Source organism: Echinicola vietnamensis DSM 17526 (assembly GCF_000325705.1).
Taxonomy (GTDB): domain Bacteria; phylum Bacteroidota; class Bacteroidia; order Cytophagales; family Cyclobacteriaceae; genus Echinicola; species Echinicola vietnamensis.
This window is the reverse complement of sequence record NC_019904.1, coordinates 1081612-1105977: the sequence shown is the minus strand read 5'-3', so window position 1 is coordinate 1105977 and position 24366 is coordinate 1081612. Positions and strand designations below refer to the sequence as shown.

Annotated in this window: 18 protein-coding genes; 16 read left to right on the top strand and 2 right to left on the bottom strand. The window is 45.9% G+C overall.

Annotated features, from left to right (window positions below; genetic code table 11):
* Positions 1-420 precede the first annotated feature (420 nt).
* The 11 genes from ECHVI_RS04615 to ECHVI_RS04565 all read left to right on the top strand — a co-directional run bounded on the left by ECHVI_RS04615 (position 421) and on the right by ECHVI_RS04565 (position 16685).
* Complete coding sequence (locus ECHVI_RS04615; RefSeq protein ID WP_015264792.1) at positions 421-3585, top strand: SusC/RagA family TonB-linked outer membrane protein; 3165 nt, start codon at positions 421-423, stop codon at positions 3583-3585.
* Positions 3586-3597: 12 nt separating this feature from the next.
* Positions 3598-5094 carry a RagB/SusD family nutrient uptake outer membrane protein gene (locus ECHVI_RS04610; RefSeq protein ID WP_015264791.1) on the top strand — a complete coding sequence of 499 codons (1497 nt, stop codon included), beginning with the start codon at positions 3598-3600 and terminating at the stop codon, positions 5092-5094.
* A gap of 390 nt (positions 5095-5484) precedes the next feature.
* Positions 5485-8094 carry an SLBB domain-containing protein gene (locus tag ECHVI_RS04605; RefSeq protein ID WP_015264790.1) on the top strand — a complete coding sequence of 870 codons (2610 nt, stop codon included), beginning with the start codon at positions 5485-5487 and terminating at the stop codon, positions 8092-8094.
* Complete coding sequence (locus tag ECHVI_RS04600; RefSeq protein ID WP_015264789.1) at positions 8094-9173, top strand: GumC domain-containing protein; 1080 nt, start codon at positions 8094-8096, stop codon at positions 9171-9173. Before ECHVI_RS04605 ends, ECHVI_RS04600 begins: the two co-directional genes overlap by 1 nt.
* A gap of 51 nt (positions 9174-9224) precedes the next feature.
* Positions 9225-10523 (top strand): oligosaccharide flippase family protein, encoded by a 1299-nt coding sequence (locus ECHVI_RS04595; protein ID WP_015264788.1) that lies wholly within the window; start codon positions 9225-9227, stop codon positions 10521-10523.
* A 345-nt stretch (positions 10524-10868) separates the two neighbouring features.
* On the top strand, positions 10869-11684 hold the full coding sequence (locus tag ECHVI_RS04590; RefSeq protein ID WP_041738317.1) for a class I SAM-dependent methyltransferase: 816 nt from the start codon (positions 10869-10871) through the stop codon (positions 11682-11684).
* 9 nt (positions 11685-11693) lie between these two features.
* The gene (locus tag ECHVI_RS04585; RefSeq protein WP_015264786.1) at positions 11694-12599 is read left to right on the top strand and encodes a glycosyltransferase family 2 protein; all 906 of its coding nucleotides are present in this window, start codon (positions 11694-11696) and stop codon (positions 12597-12599) included.
* Positions 12600-12624: 25 nt separating this feature from the next.
* Entirely contained in the window at positions 12625-14022 is a 1398-nt protein-coding gene (locus ECHVI_RS04580) for an O-antigen ligase family protein (protein ID WP_245553424.1), read from the top strand.
* A 12-nt stretch (positions 14023-14034) separates the two neighbouring features.
* The gene (locus ECHVI_RS04575) at positions 14035-15156 is read left to right on the top strand and encodes a glycosyltransferase family 4 protein (protein ID WP_015264784.1); all 1122 of its coding nucleotides are present in this window, start codon (positions 14035-14037) and stop codon (positions 15154-15156) included.
* 295 nt (positions 15157-15451) lie between these two features.
* The gene (locus tag ECHVI_RS04570; RefSeq protein ID WP_015264783.1) at positions 15452-15823 is read left to right on the top strand and encodes a hypothetical protein; all 372 of its coding nucleotides are present in this window, start codon (positions 15452-15454) and stop codon (positions 15821-15823) included.
* A 352-nt stretch (positions 15824-16175) separates the two neighbouring features.
* Positions 16176-16685, top strand: a complete 510-nt coding sequence (locus ECHVI_RS04565) for a hypothetical protein (protein ID WP_015264781.1) — start codon at positions 16176-16178, stop codon at positions 16683-16685.
* Between the two features lie 274 nt (positions 16686-16959).
* Here ECHVI_RS04565 and ECHVI_RS04560 read toward each other — a convergent pair whose 3' ends face one another.
* On the bottom strand, positions 16960-17253 hold the full coding sequence (locus tag ECHVI_RS04560) for a hypothetical protein (RefSeq protein ID WP_015264780.1): 294 nt from the start codon (positions 17251-17253) through the stop codon (positions 16960-16962).
* A gap of 118 nt (positions 17254-17371) precedes the next feature.
* Here ECHVI_RS04560 and ECHVI_RS04555 point away from each other — a divergent pair, with 118 nt between their 5' ends.
* From ECHVI_RS04555 to ECHVI_RS04545, 3 genes are all read left to right on the top strand, one after another.
* The gene (locus ECHVI_RS04555) at positions 17372-18112 is read left to right on the top strand and encodes an acyltransferase (protein ID WP_015264779.1); all 741 of its coding nucleotides are present in this window, start codon (positions 17372-17374) and stop codon (positions 18110-18112) included.
* On the top strand, positions 18102-19271 hold the full coding sequence (locus tag ECHVI_RS04550; RefSeq protein ID WP_015264778.1) for a glycosyltransferase family 4 protein: 1170 nt from the start codon (positions 18102-18104) through the stop codon (positions 19269-19271). The genes ECHVI_RS04555 and ECHVI_RS04550 overlap by 11 nt, the downstream gene beginning before the upstream one ends.
* A 195-nt stretch (positions 19272-19466) precedes the next feature.
* Entirely contained in the window at positions 19467-20585 is a 1119-nt protein-coding gene (locus tag ECHVI_RS04545; RefSeq protein WP_015264777.1) for a glycosyltransferase, read from the top strand.
* A gap of 61 nt (positions 20586-20646) precedes the next feature.
* Here the strand turns inward: ECHVI_RS04545 and ECHVI_RS04540 are convergent, their stop codons facing one another.
* Positions 20647-21849: a CehA/McbA family metallohydrolase domain-containing protein gene (locus ECHVI_RS04540; RefSeq protein ID WP_015264776.1), complete on the bottom strand. Its 1203-nt coding sequence runs from the start codon at positions 21847-21849 to the stop codon at positions 20647-20649.
* 94 nt (positions 21850-21943) lie between these two features.
* On the opposite strand from ECHVI_RS04540, the gene ECHVI_RS04535 reads away from it, so the two are divergent.
* Complete coding sequence (locus ECHVI_RS04535) at positions 21944-22459, top strand: DinB family protein (protein WP_015264775.1); 516 nt, start codon at positions 21944-21946, stop codon at positions 22457-22459.
* 556 nt (positions 22460-23015) lie between these two features.
* Positions 23016-23948, top strand: a complete 933-nt coding sequence (locus ECHVI_RS04530) for a DUF6263 family protein (protein WP_015264774.1) — start codon at positions 23016-23018, stop codon at positions 23946-23948.
* Positions 23949-24366 lie beyond the last annotated feature (418 nt).

Below are 24366 nucleotides of genomic sequence, written 5' to 3'. Positions count from 1 at the left end.
TCCTGAAACCATTATACTTTCCCTTTAAAAGGTACATATAAAGGAGCAAGTTTGTTTTTTAACCGATCAATCGCAAAATGGCAATATCTACCCTTAGCCTTGGGAAAAAAACACCCATGCTGGTGTGAAATATCAATGATGTATTGATTGTACTTATTTCAAAATATTCCTATTATCACTTGCAATAAGGCAAAATGTAAATAAAGCTTTTTTGGAAAAGTCTGATTTTTGAAAGCGTAGAATTCTATAATTCATGTGTTTTATCCACGCATTTTCGTGGTCTTAAAGATAATAATTGTTAATTTTTCATAAATAATTAATAAAAACTACCTTATATTTCCATATGAGTTATTCATGATAGAATGAATAGTCTACTGAATAATTCTACAAAGACAACATTAAATATTTAAAATCAATCGTATGAGGAAAAGTTTACTAAGTCTCATCTTAGCTCTCTTTACTATTTCCTCGGTTTGGGCCCAAAGCCGGACCGTAACGGGAAAAGTGACTTCTGAAGAGGAGCCAAATGGAATGCCAGGCGTAAACGTACTGGTAAAAGGAACCACTGTGGGTGGCATCACCGATTTGGATGGTGTGTATACCATAGAGGTACCTGCAGGCCAAAATACCTTGGTATTTAGCTTTATTGGCTATAGCAGCCAAGAAATAAACATTGGCAACCAATCTACTGTCAATGTCACCCTCTCTCCAGATACCCAAAACCTGGAAGAAGTAATCGTTGTGGCTTATGGTTCTGCTGAAAAAGGCAATTTTGCCGGCTCTGCAGTGGCCATCAAGGAAGCCAAAATCGCCAATCGTCCCATCAACAGTGTGACCAACGTATTGGAAGGACAGGCTGCTGGTGTGATCACCACTTCTGCCAGCGGTCAGCCAGGCGAAAGCCCCACTGTCCGGATCCGAGGTATCGGTTCTGTAAATGCTTCCCAAAACCCGCTTTATGTCGTGGATGGCGTTCCCTATTCCGGGGACATCTCTAACCTTAACCCGAATGATATCGCAGATGTAACGGTGCTGAAAGATGCCTCTTCTTCGGCCCTTTACGGTGCCCGTGCAGCCAATGGGGTCATCATGATTACCACTAAAAAAGGTGGCGCCAAAAAATCTACCTTTAACCTTTCGGTAAGACAAGGTGTTTCTTCCCGCGCATTGCCAGAATACGACCGGGTAAATGCCGCACAGTACTATCCACTGGTATGGGAATCCCTCAAGCATGGACAAATGACTTCAAATGGCCTTGAAGATGGTGCTGCAAGCCAGTATGCTTCTGAAAACTTGATCGAACAACTTGGATATAATATCTATAATGTTCCAAATGATCAAATCGTAGGCTTAGATGGTACCTTGAACTCCAATGCCGTCAATAACTTTACCGATCTTGATTGGTACGATGAATTGATCGGAACCGGTAACCGTGGAGAATACAACATGACGTACTCAGGAGGAACAGAAAAGACAGATTTCTATACCTCTGTAGGTTACCTGAACGAAAAGGGTTTCTTGCTTAAAACCGATATTGAACGGTTTACCGGTCGTATCAATGTGAATACGCAGGCCACCGATTGGTTTAAAACAGGTATCAACCTTTCCGCCACCATGGCAGATGGTAACAATTCCCGTACCTCTGGTAACTCCAGTTATGTCAACCCATTCTTTTTCGCCAGAAATATGGGCCCGATCTATCCGGTTTACCTTCAAAACCAACAGACCGGTGGTTATATCTTGGATGCCAATGGTCAGCGTATTTATGATACAGGAGACATGACCGACCTAGGATCCGTTAGACGTGGTCCAGGTGCTTCGGTAGGTCGTCACGTGGTGCAAGAAACGTTATTGAACGAAGACCTGTATGACCGGGACGTAATCAGTGCGCGGGCGTATGCAGAAGTAAGTTTCTTGAAAGACTTTACCTTACGTACGAACATATCGACTGATATGATTTCGCATCTTGGCATCGAATACGATAACAAAATTGTCGGTGATGGTGCACCTGCCGGTAGGGCCAATCGTACCAATGTCCGAAGAAACGCCTTGACCTTCAACCAGATTTTGAGCTATGCGAATACCTTCAATACCAAACACTATTTTGAAGGATTGGTGGCGCATGAGAATTATGATTACAAATACAATTACCAGTATTTGGCCAAGCAAGAACAAATCTTGGATGGCAATATCGAGCCGGATAACTTCGTGGTGACCAGCGCTGCAGATGGCCGTGTAGACACTTACCGAATCGAATCTTATTTCTCTAGGTTTAACTATGTTTATGATGACAAGTACTCCCTATCTGCTTCGATCAGGACAGACGGATCTTCCAGGTTTTACGAAGACGTACGATGGGGTACCTTCTGGTCTGTGGCCGGTGCATGGAACATCGAGAAAGGAGCATTCTTCAATGCCGATTTCTTCGACATGCTGAAGCTTCGGGCTTCCTATGGTGAAGTAGGTAATGATGGTTTGCTTTCGGGATCATCCCAAAATTACTACCCTTGGCAAGCGCTTTATAACTTGGACAATAACAACGCCTTGGAGCCAGGTATTCTTCAAGGAAGTTTGTCTGCTTTAGAGCTGCTATGGGAATCCAACAATACTTTTGATGTCGGTTTGGACTTTGCTTTCGCAAAACGTTTCTCCGGTACCTTGGAGTATTACTACCGAGTTTCTGAAAACTTGTTGTTTGATGTACCATTGTCCCTTACGACTGGTTTGGAAAGCAGACCGATCAATATCGGTACCATGGCCAATAGCGGCGTGGAATTCCAAATCCAAGGGGACATCATCCGAAACCAGGACTTTACTTGGAATGCTAACTTGAACGTTTCGACCTTTACCAATAAGTTCAAGAAGTTGCCATTTGATGAGCAGATCAACGGCACCAAAAAATATGTCGTAGGCCGATCGATTTACGACTACTGGCTGAGAGACTGGAGAGGTGTGGATCCAGAGACAGGGTATGGGCTTTATACCGCTAATGAATACCTCAACCAAAATGGCGAGGTGCGGGATGATGTCATGATTGTAGGTACAGATACCCTGACGACTGAATACGACAATGCCAAACAGCATTTTGCCGGTACGGCGATTCCAGATTTCTCTGGTGGATTGGCGAATACATTCTCTTACAAAAACTTCGAGTTAAGTGTATTGGTGAGTTTCTCCGTGGGAGGTGAGATTTATGATGGCCTTTATGCCAGCCTAATGAGCTCCAGCCCTGATGGGGATGCGCTTCACACCGATGCGCTGGGTAGATGGCAGCAGCCTGGTGACGTGACGGATGTGCCAAGGATGGACAATATCAATTCGACTGAGACCAATGGGTCTTCAGACCGGTGGCTCATCGATCGCTCTTACCTGAACCTAAGGTCCATTAACCTGAGCTACCGATTACCAAAAGACATCCTAGGCAAGGTAGATGCTTCCCAGGCCACGGTATTTATTGCCGGAGAAAACCTTGGTTGGCTTTCAAAAAGAAAGGGAATGTTTGTATCGGAGAGTTTCAATGGAACGACTTCCAATACTTACTCTCCAGCCAGGACGTTCACGTTGGGTCTTAATGTAAGCTTCTAAATGAGAATTAACATGAAAAAATTAATCCATAAAATATTTCTATTGGGCTTGATGGTAAACATTGGCTGTGCCAGTGATTACTTGGATACTACACCGACTGATGCGGTGTCCGAAGAGTCTGCATTTGCCACTACCGGCAACGCAATGGCGGCGCTAAACGGCATTCACCGTGCTATGGCACTCCGTTATGATTCCCAAGGGCAACCGGGCGAACATGGCGTGATGATCATGCGTGAAGTGTTGGGAGAAGACTTGGTCATGACCAGTCAGGCAAACGGTTGGTTTGTATCTATGGCCTCTTGGCAGCGGCACATTTCTGAAACACCATCTGATGTGGAGTTTGTCTGGAAATTCTATTATAAGATTATCGGTAACGCCAACATGCTGATCGATAAAATTGATGCGGCAGAAGGAACTCAGGAAGAACGCGACGAAATCAAAGGGCAGGCTTTGGCTTACCGGGCCTGGGGACACTTTAACTTGGTGCAAATATTTGCAGAGCGCTATGCCTATAATGGCAATAATGACCAAATGGGTGTGCCAATCGTATTGGAGCCCATCACGGAAGGCGGTCCACGTAATTCCGTAGAAGAGGTTTATGCGCAGATCAACCAGGATTTGGACGATGCCATTGCCCTTTTGGATGAAAGCAGAAACAATGCTTCCCACCTGAACATCAACGTGGCCAGGGGAATCAAAGCCAGGGTATTGCTGACGCAAGGTAGGTTTGCAGAAGCCGCGACGGTAGCCAATGCGGCAAGAGATGGTTTTGACTTGATGGGTGAATCTGACCTGCTTGCAGGCTTTAACGATTATACCAATCCCGAATGGATGTGGGGTTTCCATCAGATCGAAATTCAGCAAACCTATTTCGCTTCTTTCTTTGCCTATATGTCGGTAAACTTTAGTTCTACCAATATTCGAGGAAATCCTAAGGCGATTTTCCAACCACTTTATGACCAAATCAGCGAGACGGATTATAGAAAAAGATTGTGGGATGCCAATGCCTCTGATCCTGAATTAAGGGATCCGTTTATCGATGAGGTGACCTTGGGGTCTTTCTCGAAAGAGGATTACATGAACCGCAAGTTTGTGGCGCAAGCAAATGGTAGCTCTGTGGGGGATGTGCCCTATATGAGGGCAGCAGAAATGATCCTGATCGAGGCAGAAGCCTTGGCAAGATCAGGCGATGATGCCGGTGCTGCAGCAGCCTTGTTTGAACTGGCCTCTGCCAGGGATCCAGAATACACCCAAAGCACCAATACCGGCCAAGCCCTGATCGACGAGATCATGATCCAGCGTCGAGTGGAGCTGTGGGGAGAAGGCTTCAGGTTCTATGACCTTAAGCGTTTGAACCTGCCTTTGGACAGAAGAGGCGGTAACCATGTAGCAAATGTCATCAACAGCAAGTTCTTTGAAGAAGCTGGAACGGTCAATTGGCAGTGGCAAATCCCTATTGATGAGTTGAATGCCAATGATAACATCATTCAAAATCCAACGACTGAATAAGACTGGATTTGCTTTATACAACCTATTCAAAGCCCGGACATTTCGTCCGGGCTTTTTTTGTTGTTTCTATTCTACCACGGATAAACACGGACAGGATGCTAAAGCCATAACAAATCTGTGTTAACTTATAAAATTTCCCCTGACTAAACGGCATGGAAGCTTATGCAGCGGCGGATCAGGTGGCAATTCCGGTTACAGGTCTAATTTGATTAGCATAAGCAGGGCATTTCATTGCAAAGATTGCCCTCAATCACAGGGAATAATTATCTTTACGGTGGTTTTCTATTTTCGTGATTAGATGATGGAAATTGATGCATTGGTCACTAATGATGGGGGTGACGTGGCGAAGCTGTGTCTACTGCCCACAATAATTTAAACAAATCAGGAATAATGATAAAATTTTTGAATTTGGTGCTGGTACAGGCCATGATGGGCTTGGCCTTGCTTTTGGCAATTCCCCAAGAAGCGGCTGCACAATCCATCTCGGATGTAGCTTCCATCAAAGTAGATGAGCTATCCGATGATCAGGTAAAGGCACTGGTCAAAAAAGCCCAAGATGCCGGATTGGGAAAAGAAGCACTGTTGGAAATGGCACGCTCCCGCGGCATGGCGGAGGCGGAAGTGGAAAAGCTGTCGGACCGGATCGAGGAAGTTGCGATGGACAGTGCTCCAGCAAGAAGCAGTTCGTCACTTTCCAAAAGGGAACCTAGGCAGCAGAAGGATTATACAGAAATTCAGCAAGGTACCATTGCCCATCAAGGGCCTGCTGCGGAGGAAAAAAACAACCCATCATATTTTGGACTGGACCTCTTTTACCAGAAAGAGCGTGAGCTGACCTTTGAGCCCAACCTAAACATGGCCACGCCGTCCAGTTATGTGCTGGGGCCGGGAGATTTGCTCTATGTAGATGTGTATGGTGCTTCCGAAAACTACTACGAGTCCACCATCACGCCGGAAGGCAATTTGATTTTAGAAAATATTGGCCCCATTGGCCTTTCAGGGCTTTCCATTTCGGAGGCTACCAAGGTGGTCAAAAATCGGCTTTCACGGTTTTATGCTGATATGCAAGGGGATAATCCCAGTACTTTTATGCAACTCTCACTGGGCAATGTGCGGAGTATTAAAGTGCACTTGGTCGGGGAATTAAGGCTCCCGGGGACCTTTACCCTGAGTGCGTTCAGTACGGTGTTTAACGCGCTCTATGCAGCAGGTGGCCCCAATACCAACGGCACCATGCGAAACATCAAGGTATTTCGGAACAACCAACAGGTGGCCACGGTGGATGCCTATGACTTTTTGGTCAATGGAAAAGCCAATATGGGCTTTCAGCTTCAGGACCAGGATGTCATCATGGTGGAGCCTTATGCTTCCCGTGTTACGTTGCGTGGTGCTGTAAAGCGTCCGATGACCTTTGAAGTCCAGCCTGGGGAAACCTTTGAGGATGTGCTTGCCTTTGCCGGAGGCTTTACCGATAATGCCTATACCAACAAGGTCAGTGTTACGCGGTTTACGCAAAAGGAAAAGACGGTTTCTGACATCTACAATGGCCAGTTCGGAATATTTACCGTAAAGGCAGGTGATGAATATACCATCGGTACGGTCCTCAACCGCTACAACAACCGCGTCCAGCTGAAAGGTGCCGTGTTCAGGGCGGGGAATTATGCCTTGTCCGAAGGGCTGACCCTTTCCCAGCTCATCACCCGGGCGGATGGATTGCGCGGGGATGCATACCTGGACCGGGCGAGTATTTTGAGGACCCATGAAGACCTTTCCACATCGGTGATTCCGGTAAACTTAAAGGCCGTGATGGCAGGGGACCAAGATGTCTCGTTGGAGGCCGATGATATCATCCGCATCTCCTCCATTTATGATTTGAAAGATGAATATTACCTGAAAATTTCCGGAGAAGTGCGGGATCCAGGGATTTATCCTTATTCCGAGGGAATGACCGCCGAAGACTTGATCCAGCAGGCCGGTGGCTTTACCGAGTCGGCTTCCCGCCAAGATGTGGAAATTGCCCGAAGAATCCAGGATGGGCGAGAAAACGGCGAAATTGCGGAGCTTATCCCGGTGAATTTACAGGATGGATTGGCCATTGACGGGAATGCCATTTCCCTGAAACCGTATGATAACCTCATCGTCCGCCGCAAGCCCAACTTTGCATTGGAGCGCATTGTACAGGTACAAGGCCAGGTGAATGCACCAGGGGAGTTTGCCCTTCGAGATACTGAGGAGCGTATTTCAGACGTCATTGGCCGTGCAGGTGGGCTGACAGGCTATGCTTATCCGGCTGGTGCCACCTTGATCCGCAGGACAGAATATTTCAATACCGAATCGGAGCAATACAGGCGACAAAAGCACCTCGAAAAGCTTTTGGACCGCATCATCAGCCAAGATCCGTCGGAGGCCCAAGCCCGCCAAATGGACCGACTGGCGCAAGAGACCAAGCGGGGAATGACCGAAGAGGAAAGAAGGAGCCTCATTGCCCAAAGCCGGGAAGAAACCCTCCATGATATCAGCCAAGGAGAAGGTACTTCGATTAAGATCAAAGAAACCGAGGCGATCGCCATCGATTTGGAGGCAATCATGGAACAGCCAGGGTCAAAATTTGACCTTATCTTGGAAGAAGGTGACATCATCAGCGTGCCCAAGCAGCTACAGACGGTTCGCATGCGCGGGGATGTTATCTATCCTACGACCGTTCGCTATGAAAATGGCCGTTCCATGAAGTACTATATCGACCGGGCAGGTGGTTTTGACAGCAGGGCCAAGCGAAAGCGGACCTACGTGGTCTATGCCAATGGCGAAGTGGCACGTACCAAAAGCTTCCTAGGGCTCAAATCCTATCCAAAGGTGGCTCCTGGATCAGAGGTAATTGTGCCTTCCAAGGGCCCTCGGGTGCCCTTAAGGATCGGTGAAATCATCGGCTTGACTTCTGGATTGGCCACGTTGGCACTGGTCATCTCCCAGATCAACTTTAACAACGGATCAGGAAACTAATGGCAGATCAAAAGCACATCATCGACGATAAAATTACCTTCCGCGAGCTAATCCTTCGTGGAAAGGGCTGGTTGCACTATTTTCGGAGCAAAGCCAGGCTCATCATCTTGGCCGTTTTGGTAGGTGCCGTACTGGGCTTAGTCGCTTCATGGCTGAAAAAGCCAAAGTACACCGCCGCTACTTCTTTCGTTCTGGAAGAATCCAGTGGAAGCAGTATGGGAAGTTTATCCGGATTGGCCAGCTTGGCAGGCATCAACTTGGGTTCCTTGGGAAGCAGCAGCGGACTCTTCCAAGGTGACAATATCATGGAACTTTACCGCTCGGACAATATGCTCATCAAGACCTTGCTCAGCCCTGCAGAGGACATCGATGGTCAGCGCTTGGTAGAACGGTACATTTCATTTCATGAGCTAGATGATAAATGGGCGGATAAGGTGGATTTTGAAGCCTTGGACTTTAACTTGCCCAGAGAAGCCTTTTCCGTGGAGCAGGACAGTGTCATGAAAGAAATCGCCCAGCTTATTCGAGAGAGCGAACTGGGTGTGGACAAGCCAGACCGTAAGCTCAGCATCATCAAGGTGACGACCACTTCCAAGGATGAGTCCTTTGCCAAGGCCTATAATGAAAAACTGGTCGAGAATGTCAACCAGTTTTACTTCGAAACCAAGACCAAAAAGACCGCCGAAAACCTTCAAATCCTCCAATCCCAAGCGGATAGCGTCCGCAAAGTATTGGACCATGACCTCCAGGAATATGCCAAGCTGCAGGACAAGCGTCCCAACCCCAATCCCCTCATGCAACAGGCAGTGGTGGATGCAGAACGCAAGCAGGTGGATATCCGTGTATCCAGCAGTGCCTACGAAGAGATTATCAAAAACCTCGAAGTCGCCAAGATCAATCACCGTAACAATTCCCCCCTTATCCAGATCATCGACCGGCCCCGCTATCCTTTGGAAGAAAGCAAGCTAAAATGGTACGTGGGCATCGTAGCCGGTGGAGTTATTGCCTTTGTTCTTATGCTCTTTTACCTGTATATCACCCGGCTTTATCAGGCGAATATTAGAGAAGCTAGTAGGTAGATTTGAGTCTTGAGTCTTGAGATATGAGATCCAATCTTCCAACCCTTTAGGATGATCGAAAAGTACATTACCATTCCTTTTTCACAACTTGTCCGGCACAAGTCTGTCCAGAATTTTATTTTTCTGCTGATCATCCAATCATCCAATATCCTGATTTCGTTGATTGTCATGCCGCTGTTGATCCAGTCCATTGGCGTGGATCGATTTGGGTTGGTGAGCTTGGCCCTATCGGTTATTTTGATTGCCAATGTCTTTGTGGGCTTTGGCTATAACCTGAGCGGTCCCAAGGATGTGGCCTTGAACCAAAAAGACAGAAAAGCCCTTTCGGCGATCCTATCCAGCGTGATTTCCAGTAAGTTGGTGTTGGCATTGCTGGCGAGCGTGTCACTCCTGGTGGCCGTGAAGGGCTTTGGCTTGTTTCCGGAATATCAGGTGATCTTGCTGTATTCCCTGCTGATGCTCTTTTCAGAGGCGACCTTACCGGTGTGGTTTTTTCAGGGGATGGAAAAGATGAAGCTGGTGTCCGCTGCAAATGTCTTTAGCAAGCTGCTTTACCTTACGGGAATCGTCTTGTTTATCCAAGGTCCAGCAGATGCCAAGTGGGTGAACTTCTTCTTTGGAGGGTCGGCGGTGTTGATCAACCTGCTCTTGCTCGCCTATGTACATTTCCAGTTTCGCATTGCCCTGGCATTTTCCAGTTGGCAGCGGATCATGGGTTCCTTAAAGGAGAATATTTACCTGTTTCTGTCGTCCTTCGCAAACCATATCGCGGTGAATGGAGGTATTGTGGTGTTGAGTTTCTTTGCTCGTGCTGAAGTGCTGGGCATGTACAGCTTGGCAGAGCGGGTGAGCTTGGTGCTGCGGATTGTTCCGGCGTTGATCGCCCAAGCGATTTATCCCAATGCCGCCAAACTCTATGAAGCGGATGTTCAGGGATTTTTTCGGTTTATGAAAAAAGTATATGCCACCACGCTGATCCTTTGCGGACTGATGGTGAGCATCATTTGGATATTGGCTCCCTTTATCATCCAGCTTTTGGCAAAAGAACCCTTACCGGAAAGCGTTTTATATTTGCGAATACTGGTCTTGGTGCCGATGATTGCTAGCTTAAATGCCGGCAATACCGTTTTGCTGTTGATAGCCAACAAGAAATACCTCTTGTTTAACGCTTCTTGGATCATGTTGACGGTGATGCTGCTGAGCACAGTAGCGGCCACCAGCCTGTTTGGGACGGTAGGATTATGCGTGGCCATGGTGATGAGTGAATTGTTTGTTTTCCTTTTCACCTGCTGGATTATCCTGAAAAAGTGCCCTGAGCTGATCAGAGGGTTTTATGGAAATGCCCGGTAGCCCTCGCCCCGTAAGCCAAGGAAATAGGGAATAATTTTCGATGCATGCTGTTCAGGAGGTGTCCGGTAAGCCGTCACCAAGCCCCAATGCCCATCGCGCACCAATCGCAGGTGTACCGAGATTGAATTTAAAAAACATAATCGTAATGGCATCCGGGGGCAATATTTACGAATACACCCAAATAAAAGAAAAGAGGTTGTCTCATAAGTCCTCGTCATTGCGATTCCGATGGATATCGGAGGAAGCAATCTCGTCATACGTGCAATGCAAGCACATCGAGATCACTTCACTCCGCTCGTGATGACGGATTATTTATTTATGAGACAGCCTCGTAAAACACTAAAGATGAGTTTGATTGAAAAAGAGGCCTTTATTGCAGCCCTGAAAAGTGAAATTACAGCCACGGGCAATGAAGGGGACATGTCCTATTTTGAGGTGCACCACAAGCGGTTTGGCCGGGTGTATGATTTTCTTCGAAAAAAGGCAGAACATAAACAGTTGAAAGTGCTCGACATCGGCAGCCATTACCTGCATACCTCCGTCCTGGCGAAGGAATTGGGGTGTGCGGTGGACAGCATGGATGTATCAGCCTTTTGGTCGCTGCCCTTTGTGAAGGAACGTGCTGCCAAGCATGGCCTTAATCCCATCATTGAAGATGATTTGAGCACCTTGACCGTGCCTGCGGGAAAGGAAGAGCATTATGATATCGTGCTTTTTACGGAGATCATGGAGCATATTACCTTTAATCCCATCAACTTCTGGAAGGCCATTCACGGCATGGTAAAGGACGGTGGATTGATCTATATTTCCACACCAAATAGCTTGAGCCTGCCGGGCTATGTCAGGACATTGAAGAATCTGTTGGGTTTTCGAGGAGTGGGAATTGGCGTAGAGATGATCCATCACAGCGTGACTTATGGTCATCACTGGAAAGAGTACAGTGCAGGAGAGATCAAGGAATATTTTGAGATGCTGAGTGATGATTTTGAGGTGAAGGTCAAAAAGTATAGCTATCGAACGTACGACCTCTCTGGCCCGCATAAGGGATACCGGCTACTGGCCAACTTGGGCAATCGCCTTGGTTTTTTTGCGGAGGACCTGGAAGCAGTGGTCACGGTAAACAAGGGAAGTGGGTGGAAATTGGCCTCGCCAAACTACTAAAGGATGGCCATGGGAAAAGCGACACCTTCTGTGGCCATTATCGTCCTAAATTGGAACGGTTATGGGCATACCAAGAACTGCCTGAAATCACTGCAAGTCGCTGAAATGGAAGATGCGGAAGTGATCGTGGTCGACAATGCTTCTGAAGATGGATCCGCAGCACGGCTACAAGCCGAATTTCCGCAACATACCTATCTCCTAAACGATCAAAATTTAGGCTTTACCGGAGGCAATAATGTGGCCATCAAGCACGCCTTAGAAAGAAACATCCCCTATATCATGCTGCTGAACAATGACACCGAAGTGGTTCCGGGTTTTTTGACGTACTTGATGGATGAGCTTAAGGGCAATGCTAAGCTGGCGGCCGTTCAGCCCCTGATGTATTACCTTCACGATAGGGAAAAGGTATGGAATGCCGGTGGCAGGTACCATAGGTGGACCGGTGGATCTACCTCCATTACCCAAAAACAAGCCCTTTCTTCCCCCTATCCCACGGATTGGATCACGGGCTGCTGCATCTTGGCAAGGGCGGAGGTAATCCGGGAAGTAGGCCTGCTAAATGAGCACTATTTTGCGTATTTTGAGGACGTGGACTGGTCCTTGAGGATGCGGAAACATGGATATGGCCTGGCCGTGGTTCCCGCTGCTGTCATCTACCACGAGGCAGGCGCTTCTTCCAAAGCCAAAAAGAAGGGAAAAGAAGGTGTCCTAAGCCCCAAGGTCCATTACCTCAATACCCGAAACCAACTGTTCCAATTGCGAAACCACGTTCGCTTTCCCCATGGACTGGTAGCTTGGCCCGTCCAGTTGGCTAAACTGGCCCTATATGCCCTTTACTTTCTGGTTCGACGTAGAATGGAGAAATTAAGGGCGTTGGGAAAAGGCCTCAGTGACGGCTTATCGCTAAAATGTTGATCGTTTAAATTTATATTTACGCGTTGTGCTTTTTTTAATTGTACTGATCTATATCATACCCTTGCTGATGGTGACGATTTATCAAATTGTTTTCAAAGGCAAATGGGAATGGGTGATTTTTTTTATGATCCTTTTTCTTCCTGCCTATACGGTGATCTTGAGCATTACCTATCAAGCGACCACTTCAGTGCTGCTAACCAATGTTTTTAAATATATGAAGGAGCTGGTGCTGTTATTGGCATTGCTTTCCTTTATCCTATACCGAAAGAATATTTTTGATGATGCATACCGGCTAAGGATTACCGACAAACTGTTCCTCCTCTTTTACTTACTCTGTGCAATTTTCTTGATCCTTCCTATTGGAACAGCCGATTTCACGACGAAAGCGATCTACTTTAAGAATGTCCTGATTATGGGGTTAATGTACTTCTTTGGCAGGAACACTACTTTAAAGGACGGAGAGTTCAGAACCATGTTTATGTTGATTATGGTCATTTTTGTTAGTGCATTTGGGTTAAATATTTTTGAAAAAATCACCCACCTCCACTTTCAGCATATTTCGGGATATGCCCTATATAATCGTGTCATTAATGATGTAGAGCCCTCTGGGAATTATGGATTAACTTGGACGTTTGAAACGCAAACCGCAGGGATGAGACTGGCATCGTTTTTCTCGGATCCTTTGGATTTGGCCAGTTCATGTTTGATCGGCTTTTCGGTGGGGTTGATCGGGTATTTGACGTCTAAGCGAGAGCAGTCTTGGCTGTTTATCTCAATTATGGTCTGTGCTTTGGGCAGTTTGTTTTTTGCTGCATCCCGGGCATCTTTCGCTTCTTTCTTTATCATGCTTTGTTTTATTGCGATGATTTTTAGGCTTTATGGATTGATCAAATTTGGGTTAATGCTGATATTGGGCTTTGTTATATATGTCGTTTATTTTTCCTCAGATGAATTTTATTACTTCGTAGTGGATACCCTGACTTTTGAAAATGCATCTAGCATGGGGCACCTTTTAGCTTGGATAGAGGCCTTTAACCAAATGGTGATCGCTCCCCTAGGATCTGGATTGGCCACAAGTGGTAATGCCTCTGGTGTGACAGATGAATTAAGAATTGGAGGTGAAAACCAGTTTCTGATATTTGGCGTTCAGCTCGGGGTATTGGGAATGTTGTTATACATTGCCATCTTGGCCACGGGAATTTGGACGGCCATACAAGCTTTTCGATATTCCAAGGATACCCATTTGGCCAGAATTGCCTTCGTCGCAGCAACAGTGAAAGTGGGGCTTTTGCTTCCATTATTTACGGCGAATGCTGAATTGTATGCCTTTGTATCTTGGGTAAGTTGGTGGATGATAGGGCTGAGTGTTAAAACCTACAATGAAACCGCTTACAATAGACAATTAATCCTCCAGCACAATTAAGAGCATGCGGGCATGAAAAAGAGGATTCTCATCGATATCTATTACCTCCATGTAGCACAGACGGGTATTCGGACATATACCGAATCCTTGATCGAAGCCACTGAGCGTAGTGGGAAGGATGGGCCTTTTGACTATATTATCAGCCCGAAGTACTCTTCCCTTAAGTCCAGCACTTTCTTTAAAGGCAAAACCCCTAAATGGAAAAACCTGCTCTTTCAGTTACTTTATTTTTTACGGAAAGCAGTGGTGTTGCCTATTTTGACGTATTGGCATCGTAGTGACATGGTCTTTTCTCCAGATATCCTTTCTCCATTGTGGGCTCGGGGAGTGAAGGTTTCAGTACTTCATGACGCCTTTTTTTGGGAAAATCCTGACCATTATAATCCCCACTGGCGAAAGTATTTTCTGGGACTACTGTCATTTTCACTTCGTACCAATGCAGAAGTGGTCACCATCACGGAATATTCAAAAAAGCAACTTCAGCACTATTTGGACCTTCCCAAATTGCCCATTCATGTGGTTTATCCGGCTACCAATGTGGCGGCAAAACCTGAATCTAACGTTCCATCTCCATTGGCCTCCCCCTACTTTCTCCATGTGGGGGTGATGGAAAAGCGAAAAAATTTGGTCACCCTTATCCAAGCGTTTGATCACTTCCGGAAAGCGGGCGGTTATCCAGATTTTAAGCTTGTTTTGGTAGGTCAGCGTGGACCGCGGAGGGATTTGGATGACTATGAAAATGTGCTTCAAGAAATCGATCGATTAGCTTTAAAAGAACAGGTGATCCTGCCCGGTTTTGTAAGCCGAGAAGTATTGGAAAGCTATTATCATCATGCTTCGGCTTATGTCTTTCCTTCATGTAGTGAGGGCTTTGGGATGCCCGTGCTAGAGGCATTTTCTTATCAGCTGCCCGTGATTATCTCCCGGCAGGGCGCCTTGATGGAGGTGGGTGGTGATGCCGTGATCTACCCTAGAGATCACTCGGCAGATGCTTTTGCGGAAGTGATGAGGCGCGTAGTACAAGACGTTCCGCTAAGGACATCCCTGATCGAAAAAGGGAATAAGCGACTTGCGAGCTTTGGAGGTCAGCGGTTTTTAGACGACTTGGAGAAGTGTTTTTTAAGGATGTTGTAGTGCTGTACCCCCGGTACATGAGGAACAGTCATTACTCTCTGTTACCTGCCTTTCATCCCTCAGGGCATGAGAGGGCGAGTACGCAACGGGCAAGTGCGGATAAAAGGCTGATGGTCAAAGGTGCTTGCTGCATTTATCTCCCCATATCATTCCTTCTCACCGACCCATCCACCTTAGGCTCATTACTTCGTTGGCCGAGAAAAAAAAGTGGCAATAAAACCATTGATTCCTGTAGCACTATACGCTAAGTTTACGTACAGGCAGTATAACATTTCAAATTTTAACCTTTTATACCATGAAAAAATTATCCTATTTGTTTTTGGCTTGTTTTTTAGTTTTATCGGTTTCCTGTAAGGAAGAGGAAACACCCGTATCCTTTCCATGTGGTGTAGAAAACCCCACGGAAGAACTGGAATGGATGAAGGAATATATTGCTCAGATGGAATCTTCCGAAATCGATAGAAAATATAGCGCTATTCACAGCGGATATTATGAAGGAGATTTTTATTATTTTAACACCTCTTGCTGTCCAGATTGTTTAATCGACCAGAAAATTTTCAATTGTGAAGGAGAGCCACAGGAAGACTTGGACATCGAGGTAAGTGAGATGACGGATATCGAATTGGTATGGAAATCCGAAGAAAATGAGTGCAGCTTTGAGGAGTAAGTAGCTTGCTTTAGCTAGGTACTTCGAGCATAGTGTTGTACCTCCGGCACAATTGTGGATAAATCAACCGACCTCAAGTTACCAAGCTTTTGTGCCGATGGCACAGGTGGATATAGTAACGAATGGTGGTGGGAAACGGTACTATTTGCCTCCCTATACCCAAACCTCCACCGTAGGTGGTTAAGCTTGGTAACTATGAAAGGTCCCTTTGAATGATCCGATGTGCCGTAGGTACATTACTTCAGTGATCATGAACTTAAATAAGTGGCAATAATGCCATTGATTCCTGTAGCACTATACGCTAGGTTTACGTACAGGGAGTATAACATTTCAAATTTTAAGCTTTTATACCATGAAAAAATTATCTTATTTGTTATTGGTTTGTTTTTTAGTTTTGTCCGTGTCCTGTAAGGATGATGAAGATAATAATCCCAATATCGTCCTGGGAACTTGGGAAGACTCCAATGAGGAGGCAAATGAAGGAGAAGATTATTATGCGGTTGAAACGTTCATTTTCAGAGCAGACGGCACCTATGAAAATAGCGTGACGGGTCGTGATTCGGAAAGTGGAGAAGTGACGTGTTATTATCGAATGTCATCTGGGACGTATACCAGATCGGGGGATAAATTGATTCTTGATGGGTCAGGCTATGCACATTTATATCACCCTTCAGGGTGCGGTACAATGGAAGAATTGGTGGATTATGATCCTGCGGAACCAGTTGAGCCAAGAGAAATTACTTTTGAAATCACCAATCAAGGTACTGAGCTTACCCTTGATTATGGACCATGCAATGATACATGTCCACCCAATGCCTATTGTATCTGTATAGGCCCCCAAACTTTCATTAAAGTAGATTGATGTATCATAAAAGTTGATGTCGTCCGATTAAGTATGACCTACTCTTAAAAGTAGGGTTAAAGAAAAAGATTTTTTCCATTTCCTAAAACCATCCTATTCTATGAAGTGGTAATAAGAAGGTCCCCTTTAGGGGATTTAGGAGCAGAATTGGACGAATTTCCTTCTGAAGCGAATCCTTTACTCGGACGTAATTAATTAAAAGTCTACGCTTAAACGACGGGAATGTCTACAATATTAGACATTCCCGTCGTTTTACCATCTTACAGATTCCTGCTCAATACCTGGGTGCTTGCCCGGTAACCTCTAAACTCTCCCCATTGACAAACACGATGATGGGTCCGAGTAAGAGGTCTTGCTCGGTATAGAAGGTTACTGCATAATTCCCCTCTTTGGTTTTTACCTCTGCCTCCTGCCAAGGGGTAACGACCGATTCGCGGCCAAATTCTCCTTCTTCAATGCTGTTCCAAGCTACTTCTCGCACTTGCATCAAGTCTGGTTCATCATCATTGCTACAACTCACAGTTCCCAAGCAAAGGATCATCAGTATAAAAAGCCCTAATTTTTTCATGCCATGTGTAAGTTTAATGGTTAAAAATCAATCATATCATTAAAATTAACCATTTTTGTGATTTATAGAAAGTAACACTCCTATTTCAGTAGTGGGAAAAGTCGTATAATGGAGCATCATGGCAAATTTTATCCAACGAACCCTTACTAACCTCACAGGAATAGACTTGTCGGACAGGTTTGATGAGAATTGGGACAGTCTATCTACTCTTGGAGTCTTATGGCGTATGAGTGGATGGTTTATTAGGGGGTGTTTCCGCAGGTTGTGGTTTAAGTCCTCCGAGGGAATGCTACTGATCGGCAAAAGAGTGACGATCCGGCAAGCCCGCTACCTGTCTGTAGGCAAGAATTTTATCGCCCAGGATAATTGTGAGATCAATTGTCTATCCCAAAAAGGCATTGTATTTGGGGATAAAGTGACCGTGGGGAGTTATGCCATTATCCGGCCTACCAATCTCTACGGCGGTGAAGCCGGAGTGGGGTTAAAAGTCGGAAACAACTCCAGCATTGGCCCATATGCCTATATCGGATGTTCGGGGTACATTGAGATCGGTGATAACGTGATGATGTCCCCCAGAGTTAGCATTTATTCCGAGAACCATAATTTTGACGATACCGAAAGCCCGATGATCGAACAGGGGGTGACCAGGTCCTTTGCCAAGATAGAGGATGATTGTTGGATTGCCAGTAATTCCATAATTTTGGCAGGAGTAACGGTCGGTAAAGGATCAGTGGTGGCTGCCGGAAGTGTGGTGACCAAAGACGTGCCGCCTTACTCCATTGTAGGTGGTAATCCCGCAAAACTTTTAAAAACTAGATTTGAGCAAAAATCAGCAGGTAAAACAGCAAATGATCAATAAGAAAACTGCTTTGATCTTACACAGTTCATCAGATCTGTACGGGGCAAGTAGATGTGTGTTCAGAACGGTAGATGCCCTAGAAGCAAGTGGATTTCAATCCATCGTTGTCTTATCAGATGAAGGACCATTAGCTGCTATGCTGAGGGAAAAAGGAACCGCCGTGTCCATTGTCAAACTAGGCATTATGAGGCGGAAGTACATGAATCCAAAAGGTCTCCTGAATCGATTAAAATGCCTTTACAAGGCGAATGGTGCACTGTCAAAATTAATCAAGAAAGAAAACGTATCGCTAGTTTATTCCAATACTGCTGCTGTTTGGATAGGTGCTTGGTTAGCCAAAAAGAAAAGGCTGAGGCATATTTGGCACATACATGAAATTATAGTCACTCCAACTTGGTTCAAGAAATTTATCGAAAAGTATGTCACCTATACGGGGGATTTAGCCCTTTGTGTTTCCCAGGCAGTAATTGAAAACATGAAACCCAATGTACCAGCTTATATGATGAAGCTGGTTTACAACGGCATCGACTACCTTCCCTTCAAGGAAGCGCATTACGACCTGAAGGCCGAGTTAGGGATTGCTAAGGACACCATTTTGATCGGGATGATCGCCCGGGTACATTTCTGGAAAGGGCAGCCCTATTTTCTGGACGTCGCCAAAGCCTTGGCCGCGCGGCATGACCATCTTCACTTCGTCATGGTAGGGGATGCTTTTGAGGGCTACGAATATCTCTATGATGAAATCAATGCCAAGGTGGAAGCCAATGGCTTGACCGATAAAGTTTCCAACTTGGGCTACCGTACAGATATCCCCAAGATCATGAGCGGACTGGACATCTTTATGCTGCCTTCTGTCCTTCCCGACCCTCTTCCCACCACTGTGCTGGAGGCCATGGCCGCTGCCAAACCGGTCATCGCTACTGCCCATGGCGGGGCTACCGAAATGGTCATCGATGGTGAGACGGGATACTTGGTGCCTTGGGATGAGGCAGAAAAAGCATCCCTTGCATTTGATGAGCTGATCGAATCCCCTTCCAAACGGCATTCCATGGGGCAGGCAGGGCAGGAAAGAGTGATCGAGCATTTCTCCATCGAAGCCTATAAGGAAAATATGGGAAAAGTATTTAGGGAAGTTATGAATGTGAAGAACCAAGAGTAAAGAATCAAGAGTAAAGAGTAAAGAACCAAGAGGTTGGAAGTACTGGAACCGTCAGTGGACTGTGGACCTTCCAGCAGTGACCAGTAACACGCAAAAAATTAGTGTAATCAGTGGACCAACCATAAAGTAACAAGATTTGAGTGTTTTGACCAATATAACAATCTTTCAATCTTAAAATTTTCCAAGCCAAAGAACATGCAAAACAAACCACTTCACGTCGCCATTTTCGGAGCCAAGGGGTATCCCTATGTGTATGGAGGGTACGATACCATGGTGAAGGAGCTGTGTGAAAGATTGGTAAAAAAGAATGTTCGGGTGACCGTTTACTGTCACCGGTCCCTGTTCAAGGAGCGGCCACCGCAGGTAAATGGCATCGACTTGGTCTATATGCCCGCCATCGAGTCCAAGAGCTTTACGCAGCTGACCCATTCATTTTTCTGTATGATCCATGCTTGCTTTTCCAGTGCAGATGTGATCTTTGTGGTCAACAGCGGCAATGGCCCATTTGGGCTGATCTCCCGAATGATGCGTAAACCTACTGCCATCAATGTGGACGGCCTGGAATGGCTCCGCCCAAAGTGGAAAGGCATCGGCGGCAAGTACTTTTATTGGGCGTCCAAGATGGCCACGAAATTTTATGACCAGTTGATCAATGACTCCGACGAGATGCAGCGGGTCTATCAAGAACTCTTCCAAGCCCCTTCCAAAGTCATTGCTTACGGCTCCAACCCGGGATTGCAGGCGGATCCTGCCCTGATCCAAAAATGGCAGTTGGAAAAGGAAGGTTATTACCTGATCGTCGGCCGGCTAATTCCCGATAACAATGCCGATTTGATCATCGAAGGCTTCACCAAATCTGCCAGTAAGCGGAAACTGGTAGTCGTAGGTGACGTTCCCTACAAGGATGAATTTGCCGAAAGGCTCAAAAATATCCCCGATGACCGGCTACTTTTTACAGGATATGTCAAAGACCAACAGGAATTGGCAGCGCTGTACCGGAACTGTTATGCCTATTTCCACGGGCATGAATACGGGGGAACCAACCCTGCCATGCTCAAGGCATTGGGCTATGACTGTGCCATCCTCGCACTGGACACGCCTTTTAATCAAGAAATGCTCCAGCAGGGGAAACATGGCTGGTATTTTCAGAAAGATACGGAAGATATCGTCGCAGTGGTGGAGAAGGCTGAAAGCAGCCCAGAAGCGATGCTTCAGCTCCGCCAAACCTCCCGTCAGGGGCTTACCCAGAAGTACGATTGGGACCATGTCACCGAGCAGTATTTGGAGGTGTTTAGGCAATTGGCGGGCAGGTAGGCTTAAGTGTTAGGTCAAGCTTAAGTGGGAAAGTAGGCGCTATTTTTACGTCTTTCCTGCCTTATCTCTTTACTACCGGCTGGGTCCAGGCCACCTCTTTGTCCCCGATTTGATAGGGATTTTGCTTGGGTTTGGAGGAGATCACTTTTGCCCTGACGTACAGATCATCTTCCTGAAGCTTGTAGGTACCACGGGTGCCCTTCACCTCATGCAGAAGCATTCCATATTTTTCAGGAGTAGTTTTTTTAGTGCCAAAAAACTGAATGGTATAGGCAATTCCTTCCTCTGCTGCCACACGGACTTCCAGCTGCTGGCCATCAAACTGGACCGCATCCAACGTGACGCCCGTAGAGGCATAAAATTCCCCCGCTTCCATGGCTTCGATCAACGCGGCTGCTGAAAGGTCCTTGGCTTTTACCATCACCCAGCCACGGCCGGGATTGCTGCTTTTTTCGTTAAACACATGGTAATTGTGGGCATCATCCACCGCTAAGCCGTAAAGTAAGGGCTTTCCGTCTTGGCGATAAGCGACTTGCACCTTGTCCCAAAGTGCCTCCATGCTGGGGCGCAAGGAATCCCCGTAGTTGTGCACCAACGGGTGGCCATTGTACACCTCAAAGAAGCGTTCTCCCTCCAGCTGGATGATGTCTTCCGGAGAAATGGCCCAGACGAAGTTGGGGTGATTGATGTGCAAAAACATAGAAACACCGGTTTCTGTCCGCTGTGCTTTTACCTTGTCCAGGTTTCGCTGCAAGACATCTGCTACGGATGTGCCCCCTTGTGGCTCGATCTTTTGCTGGATATTTGTCACGTTCATGTGAAGCGGTTTTTGCTCGAAGCTGTCACTGATTTCCTCCGATTGGATGATGAGAAATTTTCCTTCCTCCTCAAAAAGAGGCCGGTATTCCTCCAAGGTTTTTAGCCGCACTTCTGTCCTGCCAGCGCTGTCCTCCCTGTGCTCCACCCATGCTTCCCCAAACTGCTCTAAATACTTCTCAAAAGCACCTTCATGAACAGGAGATTTTGGAATGCGTTTCCACTTCTCCCCTTTTGCCAGTACATTGTGATCTGAGAGGACGATGAAGTCGTAGTCGTGGGATTTGTACCAGTCCATGATCATTTCGGGATAATCATCACCGTCACTCCAGTAAGAATGGGTGTGGAGGTTGCCTTTGTACCATTGCTTTTCAGGAGCATCGGTACGCTGCTGTTTACATGAAAAAGTTAACAACAATAAGCAGCTGACAAGGGTTAAGTTTTGCATGACGTTAGTGGTGCTTAAGGATCAATGGAACGATGAAATATAGGATGAGCTACTAGAAAATAACACTTTAGACAACTCAAAACGATTAAAAACCATGGAAAATAACAAATTGGTAATAGAGACCATCAAGCATGCTGTATTTCGGTTGGAGGAAAATAACGCTAAGATCGTTAGTTGCTTGGAGTGGTTGTCAGAAGATGAAGTATGGGAAAAGCCCAATGAAGCCTCTAACAGCATGGGGAATTTGGTCTTGCACCTTTGTGGAAACTTGACGCAGTATTTGTTGTCCGCTTTGGGCAAGCGCAAGGATGAGCGGGACCGGGATGCTGAATTTAGTGCCAGCAAAATCATGAATAAGCAAGCCCTGATCGAAAAGTTAACTGCCACCGTGGGCCAGTGTGTGGATTTATTGCAAAGCCTGGATCAAAATAGCCTGGAGACCAAATATACCGTTCAAGGCTATCATTATTCGGGCGTAGGCAATGTCATCCATGCTGTGGAGCATTTTGCCTACCACACCGGACAGATTGCCTTTTGGACCAAGATCCTGAGAAGAAAAGACTTGGGATTTTATGCGGGAATGAACCTTAACAAGAAGAACGAGGGATGATTAGTATCAAGTAGCTAGATTTGAGTATTGAGACGTTAGACATGAGATTTTAGCACAAATGAGAAATGATGAGCTTCCATGCCCGGCAGTGGACAGTAGACCGTTGAGGCTGTGTAAAAACGTGTCATTTCTACGGTAGGATAAATTTATTCTGATGATCAGGGGTTTGAGATTCCCCGCCTACTGGCCGGCAGGTTCCTTTCGTCAGAATGACATCTAAGTCCGTTTTTTTTTACACAGCCTCCGTTGACCGTGGACATTCCACCAATAACCGATCAAAAAAAATAGTGAAAATTCACATAAATAGTGGACGAAAAGTACAAGGTACGAGTAAGGCGTCAGCTATAAAATAAAAATCCGAACGGCATGGTTAGTCCTGCAATTTCCAATTTTCCAATCTTGTAATTTTCCAACCTTAAAACCTCCAACATGTTAACCTCCCCACCTTCCTGCATAAAAGCGGATCATCATAAAAGTGGGCCATCCCCTGCCGAAGCGGCAAAAGAATCCTTAACTTGCCAAAAATAATTTTTAATTAAAATCCTTTTTGAACGTTATGAAAAACCACCATCTTTTATTGCTTTTGTGCGTGCTGATGGCTTCCTGTCAATCCAAAAAAGTGCTTTTACAACTTGATTTGGCCGAAGGCGATACCTATTACCAAAAATCCACCATGGATTCCCATATTAGTCAGGTTTTTGGTGAAAACACCATTGATATTGACATGGGCATTGTGGGCGATATGTCCTTGAAGGTAGTGGCGGAAGAAAATGATTATTACATCATGGAAGCCAAGTTTGAGCGGATGAGCATGGAAATGACCATGCCGATGATGAACATGGCGATCAGCTCTGAAGATGCGGACAAACCCGACAGCAACCCGTTGAGTAAGATGTTTGGAAGGATGGCCGATAAGCCGTTTACCATCAAAATGAACAATAAAGGAAAAATCCTGGAAGTAAGCGGCATGGACGAAGCCTTTTCATCGGCAGTGGACGAGATAGCTGCGGAGCTTGGTGATGATCAGTTGGACAAGGTAAAAGCCCAGATGAAGCAGAATTTTGGTAAAAATGGCATGCTAGGCAACCTACAGCTGACGAGTCCTATCTTTCCTGAAAATAAAGTGGCCCCCGGAGATACGTGGAATGCCTCCATTACATCTTCCATGAACGGGGTGGATGCCGACCATACGATTACCTATACTTACGTCAAAGAAGAAAATGGCCGTTATTATTTGGAAGCGACTGGCCATACCGATATGGGAGAAAGTGAAAAAACTGCTCAAAATCTAATGCCTTTTCCCATGAAATATGATGTAGATGGAAGCTTACAGGCGACCTTTACCTTAGATGCGACCACTGGCTGGATCAAAGCCATTGACCTCAAGCAGGACTTGGACGGCCAGGTCGAAATTCAGAAAAATGAGCAACTACCTGAAGGGATGCTCATGGACATGAAAATCGACATGGATACCAAAGTGACGGACTGAGCCATTCAGCCAAGTACCCACCTGGTCTTAGTCTCCACCTGGTCTTAGTCTTCAGACTGAGACCCAGACTCCTACAAGTCTCCAGACTAGTGCATTATATTTGGAAAGAGTAAAGAAAAAAGAGCCAAGAGCAAAGTATCTAGTAGTTAGACTTAAGTATCAAGTACGGCGTACAAAGTACGAAATCAAAACAAGTCTCCACGGGATTACAAACCCGAAACAGCTTATACCAGGATTGAATTGAGTAGGAAACTCATAAACCATAAAGTAAGGTGACAAATGCGATAAAATACGAATTCCGTAAGACAAGGTTAATACCTAAGGTTGTGCTTGGGCTCTGCCGCAGCACGGTATAGTTTTGAGTCGCTGACTCAAATAGGCTGTTTCCGATTCCTGTCCAGAGCTTAGCCGAAGAATA